Origin of the sequence: Candidatus Berkiella cookevillensis, from assembly GCF_001431315.2 — a bacterium.
Classification (GTDB): domain Bacteria; phylum Pseudomonadota; class Gammaproteobacteria; order Berkiellales; family Berkiellaceae; genus Berkiella_A; species Berkiella_A cookevillensis.
This window is the reverse complement of sequence record NZ_LKHV02000001.1, coordinates 769,727-794,126: the sequence shown is the minus strand read 5'-3', so window position 1 is coordinate 794,126 and position 24,400 is coordinate 769,727. Positions and strand designations below refer to the sequence as shown.

The window sequence follows — 24,400 nt, the reverse complement described above, 5'->3', positions numbered from 1 at the left end:
ACGCAAAAGTATATATTATGAGGTTAAATAATAAATGAGCACCAATGGCGCATATTCAGCCCCAACTTTAAATGAACTATTAGCAGCCAAAAATGAAAAAGCGGCTTTATCATTGATAAAAAAAGGGGGCGTTGACTTAAAAGAAAGCGATTCTTCAGGCTTAAGTCCTATTCACTGGGCAGCAAACCAAGGTTTTAAGAAGGTTTTTGCAGCTCTGGTAAAACGAGATGTAAGTCCTTTCACCCCCGATCAACATGGCTATGCGCCTTATTATCATGCGACTATTCAGCAAAGAGAAGATTTCTTAGATTTTTTCCATAAAAACTACCCCTTAAGTTTACCTAAGAGCACGACTACATCTTTTAATCAAGATGTAGATAATGCATTGCGTAATTGTGGTTTACATAGCTTCTCTATAAAATTACCTATTTTTGAAGACTCAACTGAAGAAAAAATCGATGATAATGTAGAAAAAACTCTTGTCTCTGATAAGAAAAAGCAAACAGCCATTTTTTTACGCAGTCTTTTTACACCTATCACTCTCGACGCAAATAAGCGAAAATCAGATTCTAAAAGCGAATCACTCACAGAACTCACACCTGCATTTCTGTCTCAAATCGCATACGGCCTAGTAGAAGAAATGCATCCTTTAGAGATTCTAAAAATGCTTACTCAAGATTACAAAGAAATGACTTGGGAAGCAAAATTATCTTGCATCTATCTTATAAAAGAATTAATCCGCATTGACAACAAGAATGAATGGATAGCAACACCAAAGTTTCAAGCAGCACTCGAAAAGTTTCTCTATCCCTTGAGCAATGTGATCGCCATGGCATCTTTAACAGCAAAAATTAAACAACTATATGGCCACAACTCAATATCTTCTGTTGGCTCTCATCAATCTGCTATTGCTTTGAGCTTTGATTTAGCAAAAGCATTTACTGAAGCAAGCTTGCAACTAACACCACAAAATTTTCTCGCTATAAATATACTCAAGAAAGCAGAAAGTAACGCTGCGTTTCAAGCAATATCTACGCTCACAAATAAACTCTCGCAAATGGTTTGCATGGACATATTGCTTGCACCAACCATAGAGATAGCAATACAGCAATATAAATTTTACCTAGATGTCATCAAACATTGTCTAAAAGAAGAACCTTTAAGTACAAGCAACAACATGCCATACAATTTTGCAGCTGCATTCGCTATATATACTGGCCTACAATTCAATGTGATACGGCGTTTGGAATGCATTAACCAAGGGTTATTAGCAGAGGATAATAAACAAAGACTACCCAAATATGATGGCATCTTACAAAGACTACAAAGATATGACAATATCTTCAGTAATCAAGGTTCTTTCAAAACACTTCGTGATTTAACCTCTCAGTTTCCTGAATGTATTCCAGTGATTGCAATATATTCTGCTGATAAAGATAAAATTTCAGAAAATACGCAACTTACAGACCGAATTACGCTGTTTGGAAAATTAAATCAAAAATTTTCCGAGCATTTTGATTATTTATGCACATTACGACATCTAAGCGCAACATCTTATCAAACAGATTTCATGCGTAAATTAGAAGATTTTGTTTATTCTGAAAGGGCAACCTATTGGTATTCTTATCAATTAGAGCCAGCAAAAATCATTCAACTTGACGAGACACTTGATCTTCATAAACTTGAAGAGGTGTTAAAATTCTGCAAAGACATACATGCGCCCCTTGTTGTTGAACAAGCCTCAAAGCGATACACTGGCAAAGAAGCAAAAAAACTGCTATCCAATTCTTTAATCAAACAAGCAGCGCCCCAAGAAACAATTGATGTACTTGTTAGATTATGCGAAGTGATCATCAAAAATTTTAAGGCAGACATGCCAAAATCTGAGATAGTCGATGCGCCACAAAAAAGCAAATCTCAAAAGCCAAGTACCAGCAGAAAATATCACGATGCAGATACAGTCACTGAATTAACAACAAATATCAAAAAACTCAGTTTAGATCCTCAACAAGAAATCATTGATACATCGATAACCTCGCGCCCACGAGCTCATACAACCACAATGGGAACCCCACGTCACGAGCGACGTAAAACAGAAACGACCCCTAAAAAGAAACGCTCTCCCACTCCCTCCTCATCAGATCAAAGAGATGATTCGACTTTTTTAGAATCTATACCAGAAATTGGTGAATTATCACTCGACAGTTTCTCTCCTAGATACACGCCCTTGGCCTTGGCATCTGCCAAACAACGCAAAAAGGATTCATTCTCTTCTTCATTCTCAGAAGAAAAAGACTCACAAACCAAGCCCCCTTCCAGTAAAAAAGCTTTAGAACGCAAATAACACTCCCTTCTATCTGTCTCATCTCTATTACAAATGGATAGAGACGAGACAGGCTACAGCTATCATCTTGCAATAACGGCTAATCGTCTCGCCATTTTATAGCTAAAATGCATTTTGGGTACATCAGCGCCATCAATATCTGTAATATATCCTTTTTTTACTGCTACTTTATGGCTGTAATAACCACGATAGATTTGAACAATACGTGCTGATTGGTCGGGTCTATACCAATTACGATCATAGAAAATATCTTCTCTCTGCTCTTTCAATCTTTTCATGAGTACCATGAATTCTGAATCTTTTTTGATATGTAATTTAATATGCTGAGGACATCTTTCATATAATTCACATGCAAGCAATGCCTCTTGATCATCTTTAATATAGCCCCTATCTTTACCATGATGCTCATGGATAATAGCTTTTACTAAAACTGAATAAAAATTTATCAAAGTTTCATTTTTTGCGTAAAACATATTTTTGATCAATTCATCAACTTCTCTTGCTCGTATAAATCTTGTGAATTTTTTATATTTGGCTCTACGCACCTCATTCAGTGCAATAGTTTGTAGTTCTTGATCCGTAGCAAAGGGTGCTATTTGCGAAAGGATAATAAAAGCTTCATTGATAGATTTCGGGTTTGCAAAAGTGCAATTACCACGTTTTTGAGGCTTAGAGCGCAAATGAACTAAAGGATTGTTCAATCCAACGACAGTGCTTAATAACTTATTAAAAACGGCTGAATTTTCAATACTACCAACAAGTGCTTTAATGAATTTTTCATTGATTAATTTGGGATTACTTATTGTATAAATTTTAGTCCCATACCGTGGATCACAAGCTTGCCCACGATTTGCAACAACGAGAAATCTACCATAAAGCCCAACAGCGACCGTATGCCCATACCATCCAGATGAAAGATAAACTAATTGTTTGTTGTGATAGTCTTTCAAAAACTCTTTTGTGGCTTCAGGTTTGTATTCATTTGAATTATATTTGATAAATCCATAAGAACGCTTCATCGCTTTATAAATAAATTCTATGGTAGTAGATGGCTCATATTCTCTATACTGCTCTAATTTTTCTACTAGAATTTTCATCGATACTTCATCATACTCACCACCTGGTTTTAATAATATTTTTTTACCCTCTATTTCAATTTCAATGGCCTTTGTCAAACCTAAAACATGCCCAGCTCTATAAGTAAAATAATACATATCCAGCAACGGAGTTGCTGTGCTCTTCCAATGGCGTATAGGATTAAAATGATGGTACAGTAATTTAATGGTATCGTACTTTAGCTCTGCTAATTTTTGAATATCATTACATAAGAAAATTAGATCTTTTGACATGAAACAGCTTACGCTTAGAATCAAATCTCGCACTTGACTTTTATCCAAATTTTTTATCAAATAAAATAATTGTACTCTTGTAAATCTATTTTTTTGGAAATGTTCAATGATTATTTTCTGTTTTTGTGCATTTAGCAATGCCGGATATAAGCCATTTGCGCTATAGGCATGAATAAATTTTTCAGCTGAACCCAAAGCAATTGATTGATTATTTGCTTGTACCTCAATTGATCGTGTTGTACTCAATAACACAATGAAATTAATCATCTGATCGTTATCACGAAAAAGCGATAAAAGATGAATAAGCTCTCTATTTGTTAATGTAGTAGGTGTTTTAATCTTATAATCGGTAGGCAAACTATTGTTTTTGAGTTTTCTTTTAATTTTTTCTATTGTTAGAATATCAACCATGTAGATCTATCTTTAATATACGCTATATAACTTGTGAAAATAATACAGAGTATCTTTGTTTGCAAGTGCTTATTACTCTCTATATAGTCACAGCACATGACTTTTACCCGCAAGGGGCACAATGTCGGGTAGGCGTCAAGCCTCGAGTAACCGGAATGTACATAAAAGTATATGAGGATTGCGAGAGAGCGAAGACTATACCTCTCTGACTCTTCTACACAAGTATGTTAGCGAAGAGTCAGTACTTTTTTTGTAGCAATTCATCACGCAAAGGAACATACGAAGCACCAACCCGCTTTCTCCAGAAGGAAAAGCGCACCTGCGATGATGATAGCGTCTAGAAGTATTTAAATAACTTATTTCTTACAACCTATTCTAACAGTCTTCTCAACACTTCTATCAACCGCTTTAATGACTTCAACAATGCCAACTGTCGCACTTTTTTTGAATTCACTTCCAACATTACCAGCCTGCTTTAATAGGCTTTTTGCTTTGTATAAAACAGGCTTTTGGAAAACAGTTAATTTATCTTCTGAAATTTCTGCAATTTTTCTTTTTCCCAACAATGTTTCATTGCTAAAGATCCTATACTGCTTCCCCACAAGTAATTCACCATATTTTCCAAAATTACAATCACCATGTGCTAAATGCAAAGGGCGTAATCCATTATAAACAGCGGTAGCACCACCAATGATGATACCGGGTACGCCACCCAAAAGCATGCCACTGGCAATCCCCGTAATGGCACCTGCAAGAGCAGATCGATTAAGATTGAGACTGCGATCTTCAATCTCCAGATAAGTCACATCTGCATTACACGATGATAAAGAATTTCCTTCACCCAATTTGCTAACAATATCAAGTGTATTTCTCAAAAATCGACCTATGATATTTTTTCCATTTAACTTTAAAATATCTGCCAATACATTAGTACTGTGTTCAACTGCATTGCTAACACCAATTGTACTCCAGCTATTTATTTTAAATGTGCTAATTCTTGAAAAATACCGATAATCCTCAAGCGCTATTTCTTGCCTTTTAAGACAGTATTGCTTCAATAAATATTGCTTAAAATTTTCTTGTATATTTCCAATCAATTCTTGTGTATCAGAATCAACTTGTTTTTCTTCTAGGGCAGTTTTTAAATGAAGTGCAGAAAAGAGCATAGTGGCATTCAAGCAATATTGACTCAATGCACTGCCTAAACTATGACCAGAAATAATCAGCTCAACTTCTCTCTCTTCAGAGCCTGATGCTTCTGCAATCGCCTGATTAATTTGCTTCATGATCTGCGGTAAATGGCGATGAAAAGACTCTTCCCCTGCGCAATGCTCTAAATCTAAATGAAAAGTTGCCGCAGTATGAGAATCTGTGCCACGAAAGTTAACATAAACACGCGCAGCATTATTGTGTGAAGACGGTATCAAAATGTTTCCAACGATACCACCATGACCAGAATCAAGCGTCACAATTTTATAATCTCGAAGATTATTGTCTTCTTCAAGCAATGGAATAATATGTTGTTGTAAGCTTATCGGTCTATACGCAACATCAAGCGCAAGCCTTTCACCCAAAGCAAATTCAAGCCTATGTTGGGCATCAACTAAGCTTTCTGCTTGATTATCTATAGAGGGTGTTTTGGGTTTTTCTTCAAAAGTACCTTTTGCCATTGCATTTAATTGCTTTGCTTTTTTGACAAATTTTCCTGTTAAAGTAGTAGGTTCTTCTTGCGTTGTCTGTGAGCCAATATGGCTGGCAATATCTTTTGCCATCAAGCTTATAGATTTTAACATTTGAGAGAACTCCTACAAACATTGTCAGTCAACTTAACTCATAAAAATATTCCTTATTTTACACGCTTGCTCTATAAAAAACAGCTTAGCTATCTGTGCATTGTTAGAGATCTTTGGTTTATTGTTATTTTTTTGCACACATTGTCATATAAGATACAAGAATACCATCTCTATCAATCATGCTATATCGTATGCACGCGTTTTGGTATTACCTTCAATCGTTTGCCAATCAATCGTTAAAGTAGTGATATTATTATCTCATCTTATTAAAATATTTTATAAAGGTTGTCTTTTAATTCTTTTGGTTAAGCATCCTTAAATTTTTATCAAGCCCTTCTCAATCCGTAATTTATGTAATGTTATATATTCAATATCTGCCAAATACGTTAAGTGATGGCCTGCTTGCATGTTCAATACATATTTTTTATTTCCTTCTCGAGCAGATTGCATTAAAAAACTCAATAAGGCTTGTAATCTCTCAAGCATTAAATCAACCAACCCAATTCTACTTTCTTCATTCAAGCCATATGCATTGCAAAATAAATATGCTCTTAAAATTTGATCTTCGATTCCACCAAAGCTTTCTATATTCTTTGGATTTGAAAAGGGTGCAAATCGATACAGCGCATAGACAATATCCCATACACGTGGGCCTGGATGCGCTGTCTCAAAATCAATAATGCCAACCGCTTGCTTCCCCTCAAAACAAATATTATAGGGTGCAAAATCACTATGACATATAACCTCTTGGGGATCTCGACAAGACAACATCCACGTTTGATTAGTTGTCGTAATCTCGTTTAAAAAACTTTGTGAAACATTATGATAGGTACGTAAAAGCTTTGCTGCAGATACTAATGCCTCTAGTGAAGCTACCTCATCTGATAAGGGATAGTCACATGTCTGTCCTTTTACGAAACTGACAATTTCTCGTCCCTGTTCATCAAATCCTAATGGCTCTGGCGCTTGCGTGAAACCTTGCTCTCGTAAAAAGTGAAGAAATTGATGAACTTGTTTGGTCCAGTAACCGCTTTCTCGATGAACCTCATTGTTTAGGACTAAAGCCATCTTCTTCTCCAATAAAGCAATACACAAGGTGCTTGAACACATAGATCTCAAATGTATTCTAAAGTCAAAAAAAGAGAATATACACACTAAATAGTGTAAATACTTGTTTATATTATTACCGTTATGGAATTAAGGAATATTGGTATTATGGCATTTTGGTGCTATACTTAATTAACTAAAGAATTAACTATAAGGACAATGTGCTATGAAAACATACACAACCGATGCATCTGGCCGGCTTTGTCTTGGTAAAGAGTTTGCAAATAAGATGTTCTCTCTCAATGTAAAAGAAGGAAATATCGAATTGATACCTGTTCAAGTCATTCCAGAAAAAGAAGCCTGGCTATATAAAAACCAAGATGCTCTTACAGCGGTAAGACAAGGGTTAGAGCAAGCCAAGCAGGGTAAAGGACAACCTCTTAGCTTCAATTTAGAAGAAGATGAAGCATGGTTAGAAGAGACTGAAAAGCAAAGTAAAAGGACGCACAAATGAGCTTTGAACTTCTTTATCAACCTGTTGCGCAAAGTACACTGCTAGATTTAAGGGAAAAAGCAAAACAAAGCTCACAAAACTCTCGTCAATTTGGGTTATACAAACAGATAAATAAGGCATTAAGATTGCTAGAGGCCAATCCAAGGCATCCTGGCTTACAAACGCACGAGTATTCTTCGTTGAACAACCCATTTAACCCAAAAGAAAAGTTTTTTGAAGCCTATGCTCAAAATAATACACCTGGTGCATATCGAATATTTTGGTGTTATGGTCCCAATAAGCAACAAATTACTATCATTGCAATCACTCCGCACCCATAATTTATCAGCAATGCATCTTCGATTTTGAAATTTATCATAGCCCCCTATTCCTCGAACAGCTCAATCTTTATATTTTCCTCAGAAGCACTTATTTCACATAAGCCACCAATTGGAAATGTAAATATTGGCATCGTATGACCAAAATCTGCATTCGCGATAATAGGTATATTCCGTAATTCTTGCTTTGAGCTAATAATGAATTTTAATTGTTCTAAATTCATATTGAATTTTTTTTCAAATCTACCAATCAATATTCCTTGAACTTTATCAAAATTTGGTTGATGTATAAGCGATTGAAGATCTCTATCAAACTCAACAACATCAAAATTTCCATCCGTTATCGCATCTGCCTCAATAAATAAAATAGAATTTTCAAGTGACGGCATATACGACGTTCCATGAAGTAATTGAATCGTACTTAAACTCCCACCCACAATTGTGCCTTTGGCATTGCCTTCATTAATAAGCCAATATCCCTCATTATCATAAAATGTTCTATCATCTTGGTTCAAAAACCAAGCATCATCTGCCCACTGCTCCGAAGGCATTAGCTCAATTCTTTTCTGCTGAAAGAAGATTTTTTTGAAATAGTCTAATGAATATTCAAACCCTTTTTTCATCCCGAAAGTACTAAAATGAGGGCCTGAATAAGTGATTAATCCTGTTCTACTGTAGATTGCATTTTGCAAAGCTGTGATATCTGAAAAGCCACAAAATATTTTTGGATTCTTCTTTATCAAATCATAATCAATATAACGGAATAATTGATTTGAATTAAAACCACCAATGACAGTCAAAATCGCTTTAACATTTTTATCAGAAAAAGCCTCATGTAAATCTTCTATCCTAGAAGCAATTGAAGACGATGACATCATATCAATTTCATTGACATTTTTTCCAAAAGTTACCTTTAAGTCAAGCGCTTCTATTGCGTTCACTGCATGGTTGATATTTTCTTCAGATATGATTTTTAAACTTCTGGAGGGAGCAATTACTCTTAGTTGATCACCTTCGACTAATTTTTCTGGTATTATTTTCATGTTAATTTTCCCTTAATAAAAAATTAATACCTACATAAGTATGTAATTTGTTGGTCAGCTATTTCTTAGTGGTGCAAAGCGCCCTATGCCCCCTTTGGAATCAAAGGGGGTCGCCGTTTTACGGCGAGGGGATTTATCAATCTCTCACTGTTCCAAACTGTTTTATCTGCTCTATGACATCATTTAATTTTTCAAGCACACTACTCATCTGATATTTAATTTCATGATTATTGAATCTTAAAACATGTATTTTTGCTTTTCTTAAATATGCATCACGAAACTTATCTTGCTCGCAATGCTCCTTTTCAAAATGCTGTGAACCATCAATTTCGAGGACTAATCTTATAGAAGGTGCATAAAAATCAACTATAAATGGGCCAAGATGTTTTTGGCGATAAAATTGGATATTATTTATTTTTTTCCTGCGAATGTAATACCAGATTAACAGTTCATGCTCTGTCATATTAGCACGCAAATATCGTGCGTTATTTTTCATTATCGATTTGTCACAACTCATATAACTTTCTATATTAGCTTAATCTGAAATGATAAATCCCCCCGCCGTAAAACGGCGACCCCCTTTGATTCCAAAGGGGGCATAGGGCGCTTTGCACCACTAAGAAATAGCTAACCAACAAATTATATATTTGTATAGGCATTAATAATCACAAAAGAAAGAAACACTTCTAATAATAGCTTCACTTGTTGGTGATGTTTTTTATCCAGACTGCTTTGATTAATCTCTTTTAAATGAAGTTTTTTAGTTAGCTATTAATACAAATACAGTGATCAAAGCCTGCCTCAGCCTTATTGATGGAAGCTCATTTTCTTAAAAAGTGAAATGTTAAATATGCTAGAAATTTTTGGAGAATTTTGGTCGGGACGGAAGGATTTGAACCTTCGACCCCATGCACCCCATGCATGTGCGCTACCAGGCTGCGCTACGCCCCGATGAAAGAAATGTAAGAGTAGGATTTTACCTACTTTTCTTGCTAAGTCAAAAGAAAGTGGACAAAATTTTAGTCCTCGTCTCCAGAATTGTGATGCGCAACCTCACCTTTAGGCGTTTCAACCCTCGCTTTTAGTTTCTGACCCGCTTTAAAGGTCACAACACGTCGTGCACTGATCTCAACATCCTGACCTGTTTTAGGATTACGCCCAGGTCGTTGGCTTTTATCTCTTAATTCAAAATTGCCAAAACCTGAAATTTTGACAGACTTGCCATTCTCTAAAGTAGCTCTCACTTCTTCAAATAGACAATCTACTAACTCTTTTGAATCACGTTTATTCATACCAAGTTCGGTAATGAGCGATTCAGCTAATTCAGCTTTAGTCAATGTCATATTTATTCCCTCAGTTCAGCTGCGAATTCCTTCTTCAACCCATCAATAATGGACTGCATTAAGGTATTAACCTCATCATCCACTAGAGTGCGTGAAGGATGTTGTAAGATCAAGCCTAGCCCAATACTTTTTCTACCGTCTGCTATGCCTTTGCCTTTATATTCATCAAAAATATTAACACTTTGCAACAACTCATCAGTCATGCTGCCAACAAATTTGGTAAGTGCTTCGCTTTGTACGTTATTATCAACAATAACCGCAATATCCCTTCGAATTTCAGGAAATTTAGACGGTCTTAGCAGTTTTGGAATTTGCTTATTTAAAAATGGTTCTAAAAGACATTCAAACCAATACACATCGCCTTCTATATCTAATTGCTTCTGCAAATGTGTGTTTAATTTACCCACTAAACCTATTCTGTTGCCTTCATATAAAATAGCAGCAGACTTACCTTTTTGATTCAACAGATCATCCACAGCTTCAAAGCTCAAAGGTGTGTTAGCTGTTAACTGCCATAATGCATTAATGTGGCCTTTGAGATCAAAGAAATCTACAGGACGCTGCTCTTTGCGCCATGTATCAGCGTAATGCATACCGACACAAAGCCCAGCAAGTGCTTGTCTTTGTTGTGATTGACCTTTTTCTTGGTAATAATAATTACCCAATTCAAAAATCATAACTCTACTTTGTTGTCTTCTCTGATTGTATTGCAATGTTTTGAGCAAACCCGGCAACAAGGCTAATCGCATCGTATCCATATCTTGAGAAATAGGATTTAATAACGCTATGGGTTCACGATCTGGAAACAATAATTTTTGCCAAGTACTATCAATAAAACTATAGTTAATAGCCTCAAGGTATCCGAGATCAACAAGTGCATGCTTAATTCTTTGCTCAGGAATTCTTTTTTCATTTTGCTTAGGCACACTCAAGGCAGCTATCGGTAAATGCGTAACAATATTTTGATAGCCATGTATTCTTGCCAACTCTTCGATTAAATCGACCTCTATGTTCAAATCATATCGGTTTTGTGGTGGTAATACAGAAAGAGCGTCTGATCCATTCGCATTGCATTCACAACCAATGCGAGATAAAAGCTCAATAGCCAAGTTTTGCTCAATATTTATCCCTAAAATCTTAGTAATTCTAGGTAAACGCAAGCTAATCACTTCTTTCTTTGGCAAAAATGCTGCTTGTGTCACTTCTTGTATTTGGCAAGGTATGCCGCCACAGATTTCTAAAATAAGCTGAGTTGCTCTTTCAATGGCATTTACTTGTGCTGTTGGATCGATACCGCGCTCAAAGCGATAGGATGAATCAGTCTGCAAACCATATTGTCTGGCTTTGCCTGCTTGCATACTATTTAGAAATAAAGCACTTTCCAGCAAGATATCTTGAGTATCTTCAGAAACACCGCTGGATAATCCTCCCATAATACCTGCAATCGCAAGTGGCCCGGTGTTATCGGCAATAACCAAAGTATTATCTTTTAAAGTAATTTTCTGTTCGTCTAACAGAGTGATATTTTCTTGTGCTTTGGCCAAGCGAACACTAATAGCCCCCTCAATTTTACTTAAATCAAAGGCATGCATGGGCTGGCCCATTTCTATCATGACATAATTTAAAATGTCTACGACGGGATGAATTGAGCGTATGTCACAACGACTGAGTCTTTCTTGCATCCAAGAAGGTATTTGTGCGTTGCTCTTAATATTTTTGATAATACGCCCAACATAGCGTGGACAATATTCCGGCGCTAATACTTGTATATCTACGCTATCTTGCCCTTGTGCAGGGATCTCTGGATAGCTTGGCGCATGAAAAGCTTGCTTGGTAAGTACAGACAACTCACGAGCAAGTCCTCTTATACTTAAGCAATCCCCTCGATTGGGGGTTAAATCAATTTCAATAATTTTATCTTGCTGTGTTGCAGCTGTTAAAGATGTGGGGCTGATTGAGCCTGGTACTTCTTCTACACTATCCACCTCAAGGCCTGCCATGGTTAAAAGCTCAACCACTTGCTCAGTACTTGAGAGCACACTCACATATTCTTGAATCCATTGTTGACTAAATTTCACGGTTTATACGCCACTGAATTGTTTTAACACTCTAATATCATTTTCAAAAAACAGTCGTAGATCGTCTACTTCGTAACGAAGCATGGTCAGTCTCTCAACGCCCATACCAAAAGCAAAGCCAGTGTATTTTTCACTATCGACTTTTACATATTCCAGAACTTTTGGATGCACCATACCGCAACCTAAAACTTCTAACCAACCTGTTTGCTTACAAATCCTGCACCCTTTGGCTTTACATTTTACACAGCTCATATCCACTTCAGCGGATGGCTCTGTAAAAGGAAAATAAGAAGCTCTAAATCGCGTTTTAACATCTTCTTCAAAAAATGCCTGTAAAAAAGCTTCTAAAATACCTTTTAAATGCCCAAAATGAATGCCTTCATCTAACATTAAGCCTTCTACTTGATGAAACATAGGCGTATGGGTCACATCAGAATCACAACGATACACTTTACCAGGCGCAATAATACGAATCGGTGCTTTCATCTTTTCCATGGCACGGATTTGCACAGGTGAAGTGTGTGTACGCAGTACATGCTTATCATTAAAGTAGAAAGTATCATGCATTGCACGCGCAGGATGATGCTCAGGAATATTGAGCGCTTCAAAATTATAATATTCAGACTCAATATCTGGGCCTGTTTCAGTATGAAAGCCCATCTGACTAAAGATTTGAGAAATTCTTTCTAAGGTAGTGCTGATTGGATGAAGCGCCCCTATCTGAATAGGATGACCAGGCAAGCTAACATCAATTGATTCTTTAAGTTCTTGTTTATTGCGAGCTACTACGTCTAATGTGTCTTTTCTTTGTGCAAATGAATCTTGAAATTTATCTTTTGCAAGATTGATATCTTTACCAACTTCTTTGCGTTCTTCTGGGGATAGATTTTTGAGGTTTTTGAGAATTTCTGTGAAATGCCCTTTCTTACCTAAATATTTTACACGAACGTGCTCTAAACTCTGAGGATCAGTTGCCTCATTTATTTCTTTCTCTGCTTGATGAAGTAAAGAATGAATCTCTTCCATTTAATCCTCACAAAAAAAGGGAAATACTTCCCTTTTTTAATATGCTTTGAGTATACCCATTTGATCTGAGTATAGATCTTTGTATTATGACTTTAGGCACGTATCAGTAAAGAATCGCGCCTAAAATTACATACAAAGATGGGTAGTTATTAGGCTTAAGCGGCTAATGCTGCTTTTGCGTTATCAACGAGTGCTTTGAAAGCTGCTTTATCAAATACAGCCAATTCAGCTAAGTTCTTACGATCAACATCGATATTAGCTTTCTTAAGGCCATCCATGAAACGACTGTAAGACAATCCAAACTCTCTTGTGCCCGCATTAATACGAACAATCCAAAGAGCACGAAATTCTCTTTTCTTTTGCTTTCTATCACGATAAGCATATTGACCCGCACGGGTAACTGCTTGTTTAGCAACTTTATAGGTACGACTACGAGCGCCGTAATAACCTTTTGCTTGTTTTAAAATCTTTTTATGTTTTTTGCGAACTGTTACGCCACGCTTAACTCTTGCCATTTTCTGCCTCTACTTATCTTAGGTTCTTAACATTACAAGTACTAATTTGCCATCTTGTGGGGTTAGGACACCATTAGCTTTAGCGTGTCTAACTCTCTTAGTAGATTGTTTAGTTTTGATGTGGTTACGATTAGCTTTTCTGTAACGCACTTTACCTGAAGCAGATACTTTAAAGCGTTTGCAAGCGCCACGATTCGTTTTAAGCTTCGTTCGTACTTTCTTAGTCATTTAACTCAACTCCGCATTTATTTTTTAGTTTTAGGTGATACCACCATTACCATTTGTCTGCCTTCCAATTTAGGTTCTTGATCAACGACACCCACTTCAGCGATATCGAGTTTTAAACGATCAAGTAACTTTTGCCCCAAATCTTTATGGGTAATTTCGCGGCCTTTAAATCGTAATGTGATCTTAACTTTATCCCCGTGGTCTAAGAAGCTCGACAGGTTGCGTAGTTTTACCTGGTAATCTCCTTCATCAGTAACGGGTCTTAGCTTAACTTCCTTTAATTTCTGAACTCTCTGCTTTTTCTTGGTTTTTCTAACACCAAACAGAAACTTCCCGTAATCCATTACGCGCACAACAGGCGGATCAGTATTCGGTGATACTTCGACTAAATCTAAACCCATTAGATTCGCAATTTTCTGCGCATCAAATCGGCTCATGATACCAATATGTTGGCCAGGGCCTAAAATACGCGGGTCTAGAATATTATCCGGATCAACTAAACGAACATCTCTCGCTGTGATCGCCTTGTTAATTTTAATGTCTGACTTTTTTGAGCTAATTGCCATTCCTCCTTCACGTTCCTTATCATTTATTAACTACGTTTAAATGTTATTTAGACAATTGTAAATCATTCGTAATTAACACCTCAAATTCCTTTATTGGTTTGACACCTAAATCAACCCCTTCTCGGGTACGAACAGACACAGAATTTGTCTCTCGTTCTCTATCGCCCACAACCAATAAATAAGGCACACGTTGTACAGTGTGCTCGCGGATTTTAAACCCTATTTTCTCGTTTCTCAAGTCAGCAACAGCTCTAATGCCTAAATTAGAAAGCTGATTAGCTATATTTGTAACATATTCTGCTTGAGATTCGGTAATATTTAAGACAGCTACCTGGACAGGAGAGAGCCAAACAGGCAATGATCCCGCATATTGCTCAATCAAGATACCAATAAATCTTTCTAAGGAGCCTAGTATAGCTCGATGCAATATGACTGGCACCTTTTTGCTGCTATCTTCTGCAACATATTGAGCACCTAATCTATCCGGCATAGAAAAGTCGACTTGAATCGTACCACATTGCCATACACGCCCTAAGCAATCTTTGAGAGAGAACTCTATCTTAGGTCCATAAAATGCACCTTCTTTAGGATGCAGCTCCCATTTTAGTGCTTTACTGTCCAAAGCAGTCTGTAAAGCGAGCTCTGCTTTATCCCATACCTCATCCGATCCAACACGCTGATCGGGTCGGGTAGACAACTTAATTAATACTTCTTCAAAGCCAAAATCTTTGTATACCTTAAATAAAAGATCAATAAAACAAGACACTTCATCTTGAATTTGATCTTCTGTGCAAAAGATATGCGCATCATCTTGCACAAAGTTACGGGCACGCATAATGCCATGCAAAGCACCTGAAGGCTCATTTCGGTGACAACTTCCAAATTCTGCTAGACGAATGGGTAGTTCGCGATAACTTTTGATGCCTTGATTAAAAATTTGCACATGGCATGGGCAGTTCATAGGTTTAATCGCAAAGACTTTCTCTTCACAAGTAACCGTAAACATATTTTCGCCAAACATGGCCCAATGCCCTGAACGTTCCCACAAAGATCTATCAACCAATTGTGGTGTATTCACTTCTTGATAGTCATTTTTAGTAATGAGTTTTCGAATGTATTGCACAATTTGTTGATAAACAACCCAACCTTTAGGATGCCAAAATACCATCCCAGGTGCTTCTTCTTGCATATGGAAAAGATCGTATTTTTTGCCAAGCTTTCTGTGATCTCTTTTTTCTGCTTCTTCAAGACGAAATAAATATTGTTTCAACTCTTTTTGATCGGCCCAGCAGGTACCATAAATGCGCTGTAGCATTTCATTTTCAGAATTACCTTCCCAGTAAGCCCCTGCAACTTTCATTAATTTAAAGACTTGAATTCTGCCAGTACTGGGTACGTGGGGCCCACGACAGAGATCGATAAAATCTCCCTGTTGATAGAAAGAAAGCACTTCACCGGCAGGAATTTTCTCAATGATTTTGACTTTATATTTTTCACCCATCAATGTGAATTTATCAATAGCTTCTTCGCGCGTAAATTCATGGCGTGTGACTGTTAGATTCTGTCTAGACAGCTCTTGCATCTTTGCTTCAAATAAAGCTAAGTCTTCAGGTGTAAAGGGTCTGTCAAAGGCAAAGTCATAGTAAAAGCCATCTTCAATGACAGGGCCAATTGTTACTTGTGCTTGAGGATAAACAGATTGTACAGCATGCGCTAATAGGTGAGCTGTAGAGTGTCTTAATACCTCTAAACCCTCTGGATCTTCTGATGTCAGAATGGTGACTTTAGAATCTTGCTTAATAAGCGTAGATAGATCCACTATTTTGTCATTTAACTTAGCAGCAACTGCGCGTTTAGCTAATTTTTTACTAATCGTTTCAGCAACTTCATGGGCTGTTACAAAGTGATCAAACTCAAGATTTTTGCCATCAGGTAAAGTAATTACCGTCATAGAATGCTTCCAATTTCAAAAAGTTACAACAGAATACGTCATCTTATCAAATTAAGGAAATGATTTGAAAACAAGCACGCTTTATTTTAATTCTTTTTTAAGATCCTTTAGATATACTCTTCACATTCGAATTTTAGGTTTTGTTGGCTGCACTCTCTCACCCCAGTCATGCACTATTTGTGCACTCCCGGGGATTCGCTCCTTTGCCGCCTCACCTAAAAATCGACTGTTATGAGTATATGTAGTCACAGCACATGCGTTTTATTCACAAAAGGATGACACTGCTTAATTAAACATTGCCTAAATGTACAATAAAAAAATAGTCTAATATTATTATTTAGTATGCGAGCTTGGAATACTCAGAATCGTATTGGAGCTTTAAAAATATGGCGGATATGCAATCTATTATTAATCGGCTACAAGATGACATTCATCACAACAAAATAAAATTGCCTACTCAACCTGAAATTGCTGTAAAAATTAGGGAAATTGAAGAGGATAAAAATATCTTGCCTGCTAAAGTTGCAAGCATCATCAGCCTTGATCCAGGATTAGCAGCCAGAATCATTCGCATTGCAAACAGTCCACTCATGCGTGGCACAACAGAAATCAGCTCATTACAGAATGCCGTTACGCGCTTGGGCTTAAGCTTTGTATGCCATACCGTAGTTGGGCTTGCAATGGAACAAATCTTTCAAGCAACGCATGAACTTATTGATAAATATATGTACCAAGTTTGGAATGAAAGCACCGAAGTTGCAGCTTATTCTCACGTCATTGCCAAAAATTTTACATCCCTTCCCCCAGAAATGGCATCATTAGCAGGACTGATGCACCGCGTTGGTATACTTCCTCTCTTAACTTATGCATCTGATCATGATGAACTACTTGAAGATGAAACATTACTTAAGGATTTGATCCAGACCTATCACCCCATGATTGGAGAAAGTATACTCAAAGCCTGGGACTTCCCAGAAGAAATTGTAAACATTCATAAAATCTTCAACAACCACAAAACAAAAGTACTGGCTGAAAATCGTGCCTGCTTTAGCGATGTTATCGCTGTTGCCATTGATCAATATAATAAAAAACATCAATTACCAATTGAAATACAAAATAGCGAAATCTTTTACAAAAATTTACAGCTTTCTGCTGACAGCGATTTTATCAACACACCTAATATCAGCACAGAATTAAATGCCGCACTTAAAATGTTTAGTAAACACTAATTTTTTTACTGTGTAGTTACTCTTAAAAAGTTAGTTACTAAAAAATATTCTTATTTCTTTTTTGCCGGCTTTACTCTATTATTTTTGTTTGCTTTTAAATAATTAGGTTAACTAAATGTTTTTGCGACGTTTCTTTGGATCATTTATCTCCAAAATTATCATGCCCGCTCAGCGGCTTTATCCAGCAGCACCACATGATCCAGCAAATCAATCTTATTCTGATAGTATATCGAGCCATTTGAAATTGATTAAATCATCTGGAAATGCCCAGATTGGAGTGCGCCAATTCTGCTCAACAGATAAACTAAAAATCACACCTGATACTAAAGTCATTCTACATGCCTTTGGTAATGCAGATTGTGTTGAAAATCATCAATTTGAATTACAAGAAACAAGCCTCTCTTATAAAGAGACTATTGTTACGAGCATGAACTTTAGAAATGTTGGAAAAAGTCAGGGCAGCGTTTCTTCAGAAAAAGATTGGGTTGATGATGCTGTTGCTGTCATCAATCATTATCGCTCCTTAGGTATTCCTCTAAAAAATATACTATTAAATGGTCATTCATTAGGTGGTGCTATTCTAACGATGGCTGCCTCTACTATCTATAAAGAAGAACTTGCCACTCTGCAAAAAAGCAAAAAAACCATCACAGACAATGATAAAAACGAATGTTCACCGCGTCTTATTAACAATCGTTCTTTCTCAACACTTGCCGATGAAATCATGGTTAGTATATTACATGGTTTGGGTACCGGATTGCTGACAGGCATCATATACGGCTTGCTTGCTACTTTATTCGTTACCACAAGCACCGCTTGGATAATAGGCGGTGCATTACTCGCCAGTGGCCTCATTTATCCACAAATACCTGAATTTTTCTTCCGCCCTATACTCAATACTGTTTTATGGTTAAGCTTTGGTCGAATGGATGCATTTAGTGCTTATCAAGCTTTACCTAATGAAGCAAAAGACTACATCATTGCAAAAGATGACGGAGTGATTTGTGAAAGAGCAACTATTCACTATCGTTTAAAAAGCCAAAGAAAAACACAGAAGAAAGAATTAAAGAAAGAAATCTCAAATACAAGTGATGAAAATGAAAAAGTATCCTTGCATGCAAGATTACTTAACATAAAAGACTGCAAATTGCGTTTTGCGGCTGACAATAGCATTTCTGTGGAAGCTCATAATTGCCCAATGAATTATTTAAAAACTTTCCATAAACTCAGAGATGGGACTACACCTAATAACCATCAAACCAGTGGTGATATAGTCATGAATAACAAATGCAGAAAATTGCTTAAGATCTAATCCTCTTCTATCTTTCATAAAAAAGCGGGTTGATAACCCGCTTTTTTATTGATGTCACTATAAATTTAAAACCAACCACCCCAAGGTTTTGGCGCACTACTAGGCTGAGCCGTTGTATTCAAATTAATGTGTGTAGCGGTTGTGCCAGCTGCTTGTAAAGCAGCAATAATGTCAGCCACACTAATGCTAGTAGGTGCAGTAACCGTTAATCTCTTATTTTCAATACTAACACTAAAATTTGCATTAGTTAGGTTTAAAGCACTCAAACCTGTTCTAATTTTTTCAACACATTTTTCACAACGCATGGGAGATACTGAAAAAGAGTGGGTTTGTTCTTCAGATTGTGATCCAAAAGCAAAATACATGTTATTTTTCTCCTTAAGTTAAACAATTTGCATCATAATAATTTTTTTAGCTACTCATTTTTTTCAAACGCACATCAGCGTTCAACAAAGCTTCTGATGACAAAGCTGCAATGCATTTCTCAGTATTGGATAAAGAAACGCTTCTAAAAGCAGGGGCGAATTCCTTTTTACTCGTCAAAACATCGCCCATTAATATCTTCTTCACATCCCTGATTAATATCGCCATACGACCCGTATTCATATGATTTTGTTCTGCATATTCTACAGCTTTAGAGGCAAGCGGATAAAGCTTTTTCTGTATTGATTCAATATTATGATTTTTAGTTAAATTTTGACTTACAGATATAAAGCAAGAAAGAGATCTAAGCATTTTCTCATAACGAATAGGGTATTGATTCCAGCCATGTTTCGATAAATTATTGAGATATTTCTCGATGCTGAGAAAATAGGTTTTCATGAATAAATCATGCTGCAATAATTGCGTAATCTCTACATCATTGACAGCATATTGCTTTGAAGTACTACTTGCAGCAGGATGTACAGGTATCGGAAACATCCACCAATCATAATGAAAAGTGGGTTGGTGAAAGGTAGTAGGATTTTTTAAAAATACTTGTTGATAGGTATTTTGCTGCTGTTTGATAAGCGTGGTCAGTTTTGAAGTGCTTGACTTAGATTTAGCATTCAAATCTGATGATGTAACATACGCTTTACTGCCCTTAGGATTCACTTTAACATCCTGTCCTAGAAGCAATCCTATTGTAATGCCAAAGAAACAAACAGCGAGTGCTGGCACCAAACCAAACACATTCGTTGAGAACAAATAAATCGCAATAGATATACTTAAAACGATACAGAAAAAAGTATTTAACCAAGTTTTCTTAGGTACCATAGGAAAAGCGCTATTATATGAAATGAGGGGTTTGAGCATTTAAAAAAAAGTTAATTCTCAATAAAAAAAGCATGATATCGCACCCCATCGTTTTTTGAAAGTTTTCTTAAACATATAATGTATATACTCATATTTATCTAGGACAGCTAATATTTAAACATAAGGATATATTATTCAGGACATCCACTTTAATTTCTATGAACACAAATAATGTAAAATTAATAACTATAATAGATAATCAATCAAAAATATTAATAAAACTGGGGTATTCGCTATATAGCAGAGATTAATTTGATAATTATATTGGTAATTATATTATGGCGTAACGCACAAGAGACAAACTAAACTATGCGCATATTCACATAGTATATGCTTTTCTTTGCTTGCATAATACCTTTTAAACCTTTGTGTCCCTCTTTTCTGAAAAATTAACCCAGAAGCAGTTATGCTGCTGGGCTTGTATATTAACGTAATTTAATGCTTTTTTTCTGATCAGCCTTTTGTGATGCTTGCTGTGCTAATTTTAATTGCTTAATTACTTCAGGAAGCTGAATCCTCTTTTCATAGTCAACCTCCAGCATGCTGTTTACAGTATCGTTCTTGATACCAAGATCATCTCTCAACATAATACCGAGAGAATAAACATCTGCGGCTGTCGAATAAATTCTGTCTTTAAATTGTTCACGATCAGAATATTTATGTGTTCCCTCAACCTCAGGCGCCATTCTTCCATTCGTTCCTTTTGGAATATCCTTTGTATAGTCTTCACGTATTTCTTGAACATTTTCAATACTCAAACTAGTACCAAAATCAATACGGAAAATATTAATAGAATCTCCCGTATCATCAACCATAAAATTCTCTGGCTTAACGTCTAAGTGAATATAGCCTCTATCATGCATGAATTGAATGCTCTCACAGGCTTTAATTGCAAGATCAAGCTCCACTGCTTTATCAGGCCCAAGCAGCAAGAACTCAAATAAATCTGTGCCTTTATAAAATTTAGAAATCATCACTAATTTATCATCTTCTGATTTAAAGGTACCTCTATGCTCTCCTAATGCTTCCAGTACTTTTCCTTCACTCTCAGCGTCTGCATCGACATTATGTAGAATTTTGATTGCAAGCAATTCATCTCTTATCAACGACCGACCTACATGCACTTCGCCAAATGCACCAGAACCAGCAATAGGCCCAATACAAATAACATCTAACTGTTCTTCACTATCTATATTAACAATATAGTCATGACTAAAACCTGTTTGTTCTTTAGAAAGGATCTTTGATTTTTTATCCTTATTTAAAGCTAAAATTTGACTTGCTCTCTCAGCATTTATTATGGCTTCGGCCTCAAATATCTGTGGATACCAATCTCTCTTCGATAAATTTTTGAGATTCAAATCTTTATTATATTCGCCACCAACCGCATGCACATGATTTGTGGCCAAAAATTTTGCAAATAAGTAGCTGTATTCTTCAGATATGAATACCTTATCATCTGCAACTTCAACACCACTTTCTGGTTTTTTCTTTAGTATCAATCGACTAATTTGCTCAACAACACTGATTTTATCTTTGTCTGCTTTGTTTTGAGCATTTTCTACTGCATCAACAAATGCTTCTGAATAAATATCAGAAAACAACATTGGATAATACCTACTATAATCTGTTTTTTGTCCTTTAGATAAGAGTGCCATGATAAAAATAGCCATACTTGGGCTGTCCATTACACTCTTATCAATGAGCAATCTACCAGTCTCAGCGCATCTTGCTATTTCAAAAATAGGCGTTTCAATCTTCTGCGCTTTATATTGAATAAATTCAAGACACTTTTCGAATTTTTGAATTCCATTTGTGCTGTCTTCTAGCTGTGCAGTTAATGCTTCTTCAATCTGAGTTGTAGCATCTTGTATTGTAAGTTCATCAGGCATATCTCGATCAAAAACGCTCTTATACAGTTCTTTGATTTCTACTAAAGTCACCTCTGGATTACTTAATTGTGCACACTGTTCTTGTTGCTCATCATTTTCTTGTCTATACGCATCAAGCATTTCTTTAAGTAATTTCTCTACAGCAGAATATGTTTTCTGTATTTCCGTTGCATCTGTTGCAAATCTAAAAGTATTAATTTGTGCATCATCAGATGTTTCTAATAATAAGGTAGGCTCAAGAGTAACGGCTTGGATTAAGTCTTTGCTCAATAATGCTGTGCTTGTTTGCGAATGAATTGATTTGAGTGCTAAGAAAGCACCTGCAGTTAAACTACCGGCTATCACCGTTGTGCTGATCACAGGATTTTCATAAATTATATCTGTCAGTTGTTGTAAATAACCACTGTCATTTTGAAATAAGTGATCCCATAACCCCTTGCTTCTTAATTCATCGTAAAGAAATGCTGGGCAGTAACCTTTGCATGCATTATGTACTGTTTCTGAACTAAAGAAATCTAGCATAAAAAGTTACCTCATTGCCTCAGGAAAATAGTTAGTTGATTGGTTTTTTGGCAGTTTATCTACTAACATATTGAATTTCAACTAAAATTGCCTATTAGATGACAAATGGTCTAGACCTTGTGATAAATCACTTAAGTGCAAATACTTGCTTTTATCTCACTCAATTGTAAACTCAAGAAGTAGTTAGCTATTCTTAGGATTCAATAATCACAAATAAATAGGATCTCATATGCTTGGAAATGGAACACCTAAACTTTTTTCAACAAGTGCAAGAAAGGTCTCAGGGGATGACAAATCATCAAGAAAGAAAAAATTAACAGCAGAAACTTTCTTAAACGCTCAGCATGACGATATCGAGCATGTAGAAAATGGCGTAACCCAATTAAAAAGTTTAAGTCTTGATATAAATGAACTCATCAATAACCAAAATGAAATGGTAGAGCATATTGCTACGAATACAGAAATTGGCAAAGAAAATATGAATCAAGGCAATGAAAACATCGAAGATGCAAAGAGACATCACCGACATTGTTGCTGTACAGTGCTTTAATTTTAAAGTTTTCTATTAGCCACTTCGTTTTTTAATTTAGCAGCAACTATCAATTTCTTTTAGCCTTAAAAGAATATGGCTCTAAATAAGATCGATCTCTTTCTTGAGCTGAGTGTGCAAAGGAAGGAATAACTAAAGCACATAGCGTTTTAGCAATGAGATCATCGATGTTAATATTCACATATTCTGAACAGTCTGCATCTGTTCTTTTCATGCAACTATGTGCTTTTTCTTTAAATAGAGTTTTTAACCCGTCAAAACCACTTAGTAAATCAAGATTCTCTATTAAGGTATAAATATCATCAAAATCAAGGCCAGATAAATTCTTCGGCTCTTGTTCATAAGCAAGACCAAAATCTATTAAATGCACATTCAGTGATGAGTCAATTAATATATTTTCATTATGAATATCGCGATGCACAATCCCTTTTCGACTGAGTGAATCAAGCATCAATAAAAATTGGTACACAATCTCTAAACACTGTGTTGAGTTTAACCCCTTTGCATCAAACTCAGCTAATGGCTCCCCTGGAAGCTCCTGCATGAACATATACGTTTTCAAACGATGATTATGAATAATATGTTGAAATCCATGAATAAAATCACATCGATATAATTCACTTATTCTCATTTCTCTAATAATATTAGAGAGTGCTCTGTCTAATAATTTTCTATCAGGCTCTAAAATACAACATATTTTTACTAAACAAAACTCTTTTGTAAATAGATTTTGAGCAATACGAATGTCTCCCTGCGCACCTGAATTGATAGTTTCTTCTGTGCCACGATAGGGGTTATATAACGCAAAAGGCGTATTTTTACGATCAAATATAATGGAATATTTAAACTTGCTCTCATCTTTTCTCGAAATTTTAGGGAAATTCAAAAGAGAGGGATTGATTGCTAATATCTCAGCAATGGTATTATCATCAAAAAGAGCATTTTGAACAGGATTGCCAGGCTCATTTATTGCATTTAAAAAATCAATTATTTTTTGCAAAATGGCACTCTGTCACTTCTAAGAAAATTACCTTAAATTATATCTACTCAAAAATAAAATTGAATTGCTCATCA

At 36.0% G+C, this 24,400-nt stretch carries 22 protein-coding genes and 1 tRNA gene; 6 read left to right on the top strand and 17 right to left on the bottom strand.

Annotation, left to right across the window (positions count from 1 at the left end):
- Window positions 1-34 precede the first annotated feature (34 nt).
- The gene (locus CC99x_RS03590; protein ID WP_057625357.1) at window positions 35-2,344 is read left to right on the top strand and encodes a RasGEF domain-containing protein; all 2,310 of its coding nucleotides are present in this window, start codon (window positions 35-37) and stop codon (window positions 2,342-2,344) included.
- Between the two features lie 62 nt (window positions 2,345-2,406).
- Here the strand turns inward: CC99x_RS03590 and CC99x_RS03585 are convergent, their stop codons facing one another.
- The 3 genes from CC99x_RS03585 to CC99x_RS03575 form a co-directional block, all read right to left on the bottom strand.
- Window positions 2,407-4,104 (bottom strand): hypothetical protein, encoded by a 1,698-nt coding sequence (locus CC99x_RS03585; protein ID WP_057625358.1) that lies wholly within the window; start codon window positions 4,102-4,104, stop codon window positions 2,407-2,409.
- A gap of 356 nt (window positions 4,105-4,460) precedes the next feature.
- Window positions 4,461-5,897: a hypothetical protein gene (locus CC99x_RS03580; protein ID WP_057625359.1), complete on the bottom strand. Its 1,437-nt coding sequence runs from the start codon at window positions 5,895-5,897 to the stop codon at window positions 4,461-4,463.
- Between the two features lie 315 nt (window positions 5,898-6,212).
- Window positions 6,213-6,965, bottom strand: a complete 753-nt coding sequence (locus tag CC99x_RS03575; RefSeq protein ID WP_057625360.1) for an aminoglycoside phosphotransferase family protein — start codon at window positions 6,963-6,965, stop codon at window positions 6,213-6,215.
- A 205-nt stretch (window positions 6,966-7,170) separates the two neighbouring features.
- On the opposite strand from CC99x_RS03575, the gene CC99x_RS03570 reads away from it, so the two are divergent.
- The gene (locus tag CC99x_RS03570) at window positions 7,171-7,458 is read left to right on the top strand and encodes a hypothetical protein (RefSeq protein ID WP_057625361.1); all 288 of its coding nucleotides are present in this window, start codon (window positions 7,171-7,173) and stop codon (window positions 7,456-7,458) included.
- The gene (locus tag CC99x_RS03565; RefSeq protein ID WP_057625362.1) at window positions 7,455-7,778 is read left to right on the top strand and encodes a hypothetical protein; all 324 of its coding nucleotides are present in this window, start codon (window positions 7,455-7,457) and stop codon (window positions 7,776-7,778) included. Before CC99x_RS03570 ends, CC99x_RS03565 begins: the two co-directional genes overlap by 4 nt.
- A gap of 44 nt (window positions 7,779-7,822) precedes the next feature.
- Here CC99x_RS03565 and CC99x_RS03560 read toward each other — a convergent pair whose 3' ends face one another.
- The 10 genes from CC99x_RS03560 to thrS form a co-directional block, all read right to left on the bottom strand.
- Window positions 7,823-8,812, bottom strand: a complete 990-nt coding sequence (locus tag CC99x_RS03560; RefSeq protein WP_057625396.1) for a S66 family peptidase — start codon at window positions 8,810-8,812, stop codon at window positions 7,823-7,825.
- 142 nt (window positions 8,813-8,954) lie between these two features.
- A complete protein-coding gene (locus tag CC99x_RS03555; RefSeq protein ID WP_200953503.1) occupies window positions 8,955-9,314 on the bottom strand; it encodes an endonuclease domain-containing protein in 360 nt (119 codons plus the stop codon).
- Window positions 9,315-9,692: 378 nt separating this feature from the next.
- Window positions 9,693-9,769 (bottom strand) — tRNA-Pro (locus CC99x_RS03550).
- Between the two features lie 68 nt (window positions 9,770-9,837).
- Window positions 9,838-10,161, bottom strand: coding sequence for an integration host factor subunit alpha (locus tag CC99x_RS03545; protein ID WP_057625364.1), 324 nt, complete (start codon window positions 10,159-10,161; stop codon window positions 9,838-9,840).
- 2 nt (window positions 10,162-10,163) lie between these two features.
- A complete protein-coding gene (gene pheT, locus CC99x_RS03540) occupies window positions 10,164-12,239 on the bottom strand; it encodes a phenylalanine--tRNA ligase subunit beta (RefSeq protein ID WP_057625365.1) in 2,076 nt (691 codons plus the stop codon).
- Window positions 12,240-12,242: 3 nt separating this feature from the next.
- Window positions 12,243-13,265, bottom strand: coding sequence for a phenylalanine--tRNA ligase subunit alpha (gene pheS / locus CC99x_RS03535; RefSeq protein ID WP_057625366.1), 1,023 nt, complete (start codon window positions 13,263-13,265; stop codon window positions 12,243-12,245).
- 155 nt (window positions 13,266-13,420) lie between these two features.
- The gene (gene rplT / locus CC99x_RS03530; protein ID WP_057625367.1) at window positions 13,421-13,780 is read right to left on the bottom strand and encodes a 50S ribosomal protein L20; all 360 of its coding nucleotides are present in this window, start codon (window positions 13,778-13,780) and stop codon (window positions 13,421-13,423) included.
- A gap of 18 nt (window positions 13,781-13,798) precedes the next feature.
- Window positions 13,799-14,008 carry a 50S ribosomal protein L35 gene (gene rpmI, locus CC99x_RS03525; RefSeq protein WP_057625368.1) on the bottom strand — a complete coding sequence of 70 codons (210 nt, stop codon included), beginning with the start codon at window positions 14,006-14,008 and terminating at the stop codon, window positions 13,799-13,801.
- Window positions 14,009-14,025: 17 nt separating this feature from the next.
- Window positions 14,026-14,574, bottom strand: a complete 549-nt coding sequence (gene infC / locus CC99x_RS03520; RefSeq protein WP_057625369.1) for a translation initiation factor IF-3 — start codon at window positions 14,572-14,574, stop codon at window positions 14,026-14,028.
- Between the two features lie 43 nt (window positions 14,575-14,617).
- Window positions 14,618-16,525, bottom strand: coding sequence for a threonine--tRNA ligase (gene thrS, locus CC99x_RS03515; protein ID WP_057625370.1), 1,908 nt, complete (start codon window positions 16,523-16,525; stop codon window positions 14,618-14,620).
- Between the two features lie 395 nt (window positions 16,526-16,920).
- Between thrS and CC99x_RS03510 the strand changes: the two genes are divergently transcribed.
- Together CC99x_RS03510 and CC99x_RS03505 are read left to right on the top strand one after the other, a co-directional pair.
- Window positions 16,921-17,754 carry an HDOD domain-containing protein gene (locus CC99x_RS03510; RefSeq protein WP_077065488.1) on the top strand — a complete coding sequence of 278 codons (834 nt, stop codon included), beginning with the start codon at window positions 16,921-16,923 and terminating at the stop codon, window positions 17,752-17,754.
- Between the two features lie 115 nt (window positions 17,755-17,869).
- Window positions 17,870-19,066: an alpha/beta fold hydrolase gene (locus CC99x_RS03505; RefSeq protein ID WP_057625372.1), complete on the top strand. Its 1,197-nt coding sequence runs from the start codon at window positions 17,870-17,872 to the stop codon at window positions 19,064-19,066.
- A gap of 65 nt (window positions 19,067-19,131) precedes the next feature.
- Here the strand turns inward: CC99x_RS03505 and CC99x_RS03500 are convergent, their stop codons facing one another.
- From CC99x_RS03500 to CC99x_RS03490, 3 genes are all read right to left on the bottom strand, one after another.
- A complete protein-coding gene (locus CC99x_RS03500) occupies window positions 19,132-19,431 on the bottom strand; it encodes a heavy-metal-associated domain-containing protein (RefSeq protein WP_057625373.1) in 300 nt (99 codons plus the stop codon).
- A 46-nt stretch (window positions 19,432-19,477) separates the two neighbouring features.
- Window positions 19,478-20,323, bottom strand: coding sequence for a hypothetical protein (locus CC99x_RS03495; RefSeq protein ID WP_057625374.1), 846 nt, complete (start codon window positions 20,321-20,323; stop codon window positions 19,478-19,480).
- Window positions 20,324-20,787: 464 nt separating this feature from the next.
- The gene (locus CC99x_RS03490; protein ID WP_057625375.1) at window positions 20,788-22,776 is read right to left on the bottom strand and encodes a protein kinase family protein; all 1,989 of its coding nucleotides are present in this window, start codon (window positions 22,774-22,776) and stop codon (window positions 20,788-20,790) included.
- 229 nt (window positions 22,777-23,005) lie between these two features.
- Between CC99x_RS03490 and CC99x_RS03485 the strand changes: the two genes are divergently transcribed.
- Entirely contained in the window at window positions 23,006-23,326 is a 321-nt protein-coding gene (locus tag CC99x_RS03485; protein ID WP_057625376.1) for an SNARE domain-containing protein, read from the top strand.
- A 49-nt stretch (window positions 23,327-23,375) separates the two neighbouring features.
- Here CC99x_RS03485 and CC99x_RS03480 read toward each other — a convergent pair whose 3' ends face one another.
- Complete coding sequence (locus CC99x_RS03480; RefSeq protein ID WP_057625377.1) at window positions 23,376-24,326, bottom strand: protein kinase domain-containing protein; 951 nt, start codon at window positions 24,324-24,326, stop codon at window positions 23,376-23,378.
- Window positions 24,327-24,400: the final 74 nt, after the last annotated feature.

Bases quoted from the DNA above. Each gene is read 5' to 3' on its own strand.
- CC99x_RS03590 (WP_057625357.1), top strand. From the start codon at position 35: ATGAGCACCAATGGCGCATATTCAGCCCCAACTTTAAATGAACTATTA.
- CC99x_RS03585 (WP_057625358.1), bottom strand. From the start codon at position 4,104: ATGGTTGATATTCTAACAATAGAAAAAATTAAAAGAAAACTCAAAAAC.
- CC99x_RS03580 (WP_057625359.1), bottom strand. From the start codon at position 5,897: ATGTTAAAATCTATAAGCTTGATGGCAAAAGATATTGCCAGCCATATT.
- CC99x_RS03575 (WP_057625360.1), bottom strand. From the start codon at position 6,965: ATGGCTTTAGTCCTAAACAATGAGGTTCATCGAGAAAGCGGTTACTGG.
- CC99x_RS03570 (WP_057625361.1), top strand. From the start codon at position 7,171: ATGAAAACATACACAACCGATGCATCTGGCCGGCTTTGTCTTGGTAAA.
- CC99x_RS03565 (WP_057625362.1), top strand. From the start codon at position 7,455: ATGAGCTTTGAACTTCTTTATCAACCTGTTGCGCAAAGTACACTGCTA.
- CC99x_RS03555 (WP_200953503.1), bottom strand. From the start codon at position 9,314: ATGAAAAATAACGCACGATATTTGCGTGCTAATATGACAGAGCATGAA.
- CC99x_RS03545 (WP_057625364.1), bottom strand. From the start codon at position 10,161: ATGACATTGACTAAAGCTGAATTAGCTGAATCGCTCATTACCGAACTT.
- pheS (WP_057625366.1), bottom strand. From the start codon at position 13,265: ATGGAAGAGATTCATTCTTTACTTCATCAAGCAGAGAAAGAAATAAAT.
- rplT (WP_057625367.1), bottom strand. From the start codon at position 13,780: ATGGCAAGAGTTAAGCGTGGCGTAACAGTTCGCAAAAAACATAAAAAG.
- rpmI (WP_057625368.1), bottom strand. From the start codon at position 14,008: ATGACTAAGAAAGTACGAACGAAGCTTAAAACGAATCGTGGCGCTTGC.
- infC (WP_057625369.1), bottom strand. From the start codon at position 14,574: ATGGCAATTAGCTCAAAAAAGTCAGACATTAAAATTAACAAGGCGATC.
- thrS (WP_057625370.1), bottom strand. From the start codon at position 16,525: ATGACGGTAATTACTTTACCTGATGGCAAAAATCTTGAGTTTGATCAC.
- CC99x_RS03510 (WP_077065488.1), top strand. From the start codon at position 16,921: ATGCAATCTATTATTAATCGGCTACAAGATGACATTCATCACAACAAA.
- CC99x_RS03505 (WP_057625372.1), top strand. From the start codon at position 17,870: ATGTTTTTGCGACGTTTCTTTGGATCATTTATCTCCAAAATTATCATG.
- CC99x_RS03500 (WP_057625373.1), bottom strand. From the start codon at position 19,431: ATGTATTTTGCTTTTGGATCACAATCTGAAGAACAAACCCACTCTTTT.
- CC99x_RS03495 (WP_057625374.1), bottom strand. From the start codon at position 20,323: ATGGTACCTAAGAAAACTTGGTTAAATACTTTTTTCTGTATCGTTTTA.
- CC99x_RS03490 (WP_057625375.1), bottom strand. From the start codon at position 22,776: ATGCTAGATTTCTTTAGTTCAGAAACAGTACATAATGCATGCAAAGGT.
- CC99x_RS03485 (WP_057625376.1), top strand. From the start codon at position 23,006: ATGCTTGGAAATGGAACACCTAAACTTTTTTCAACAAGTGCAAGAAAG.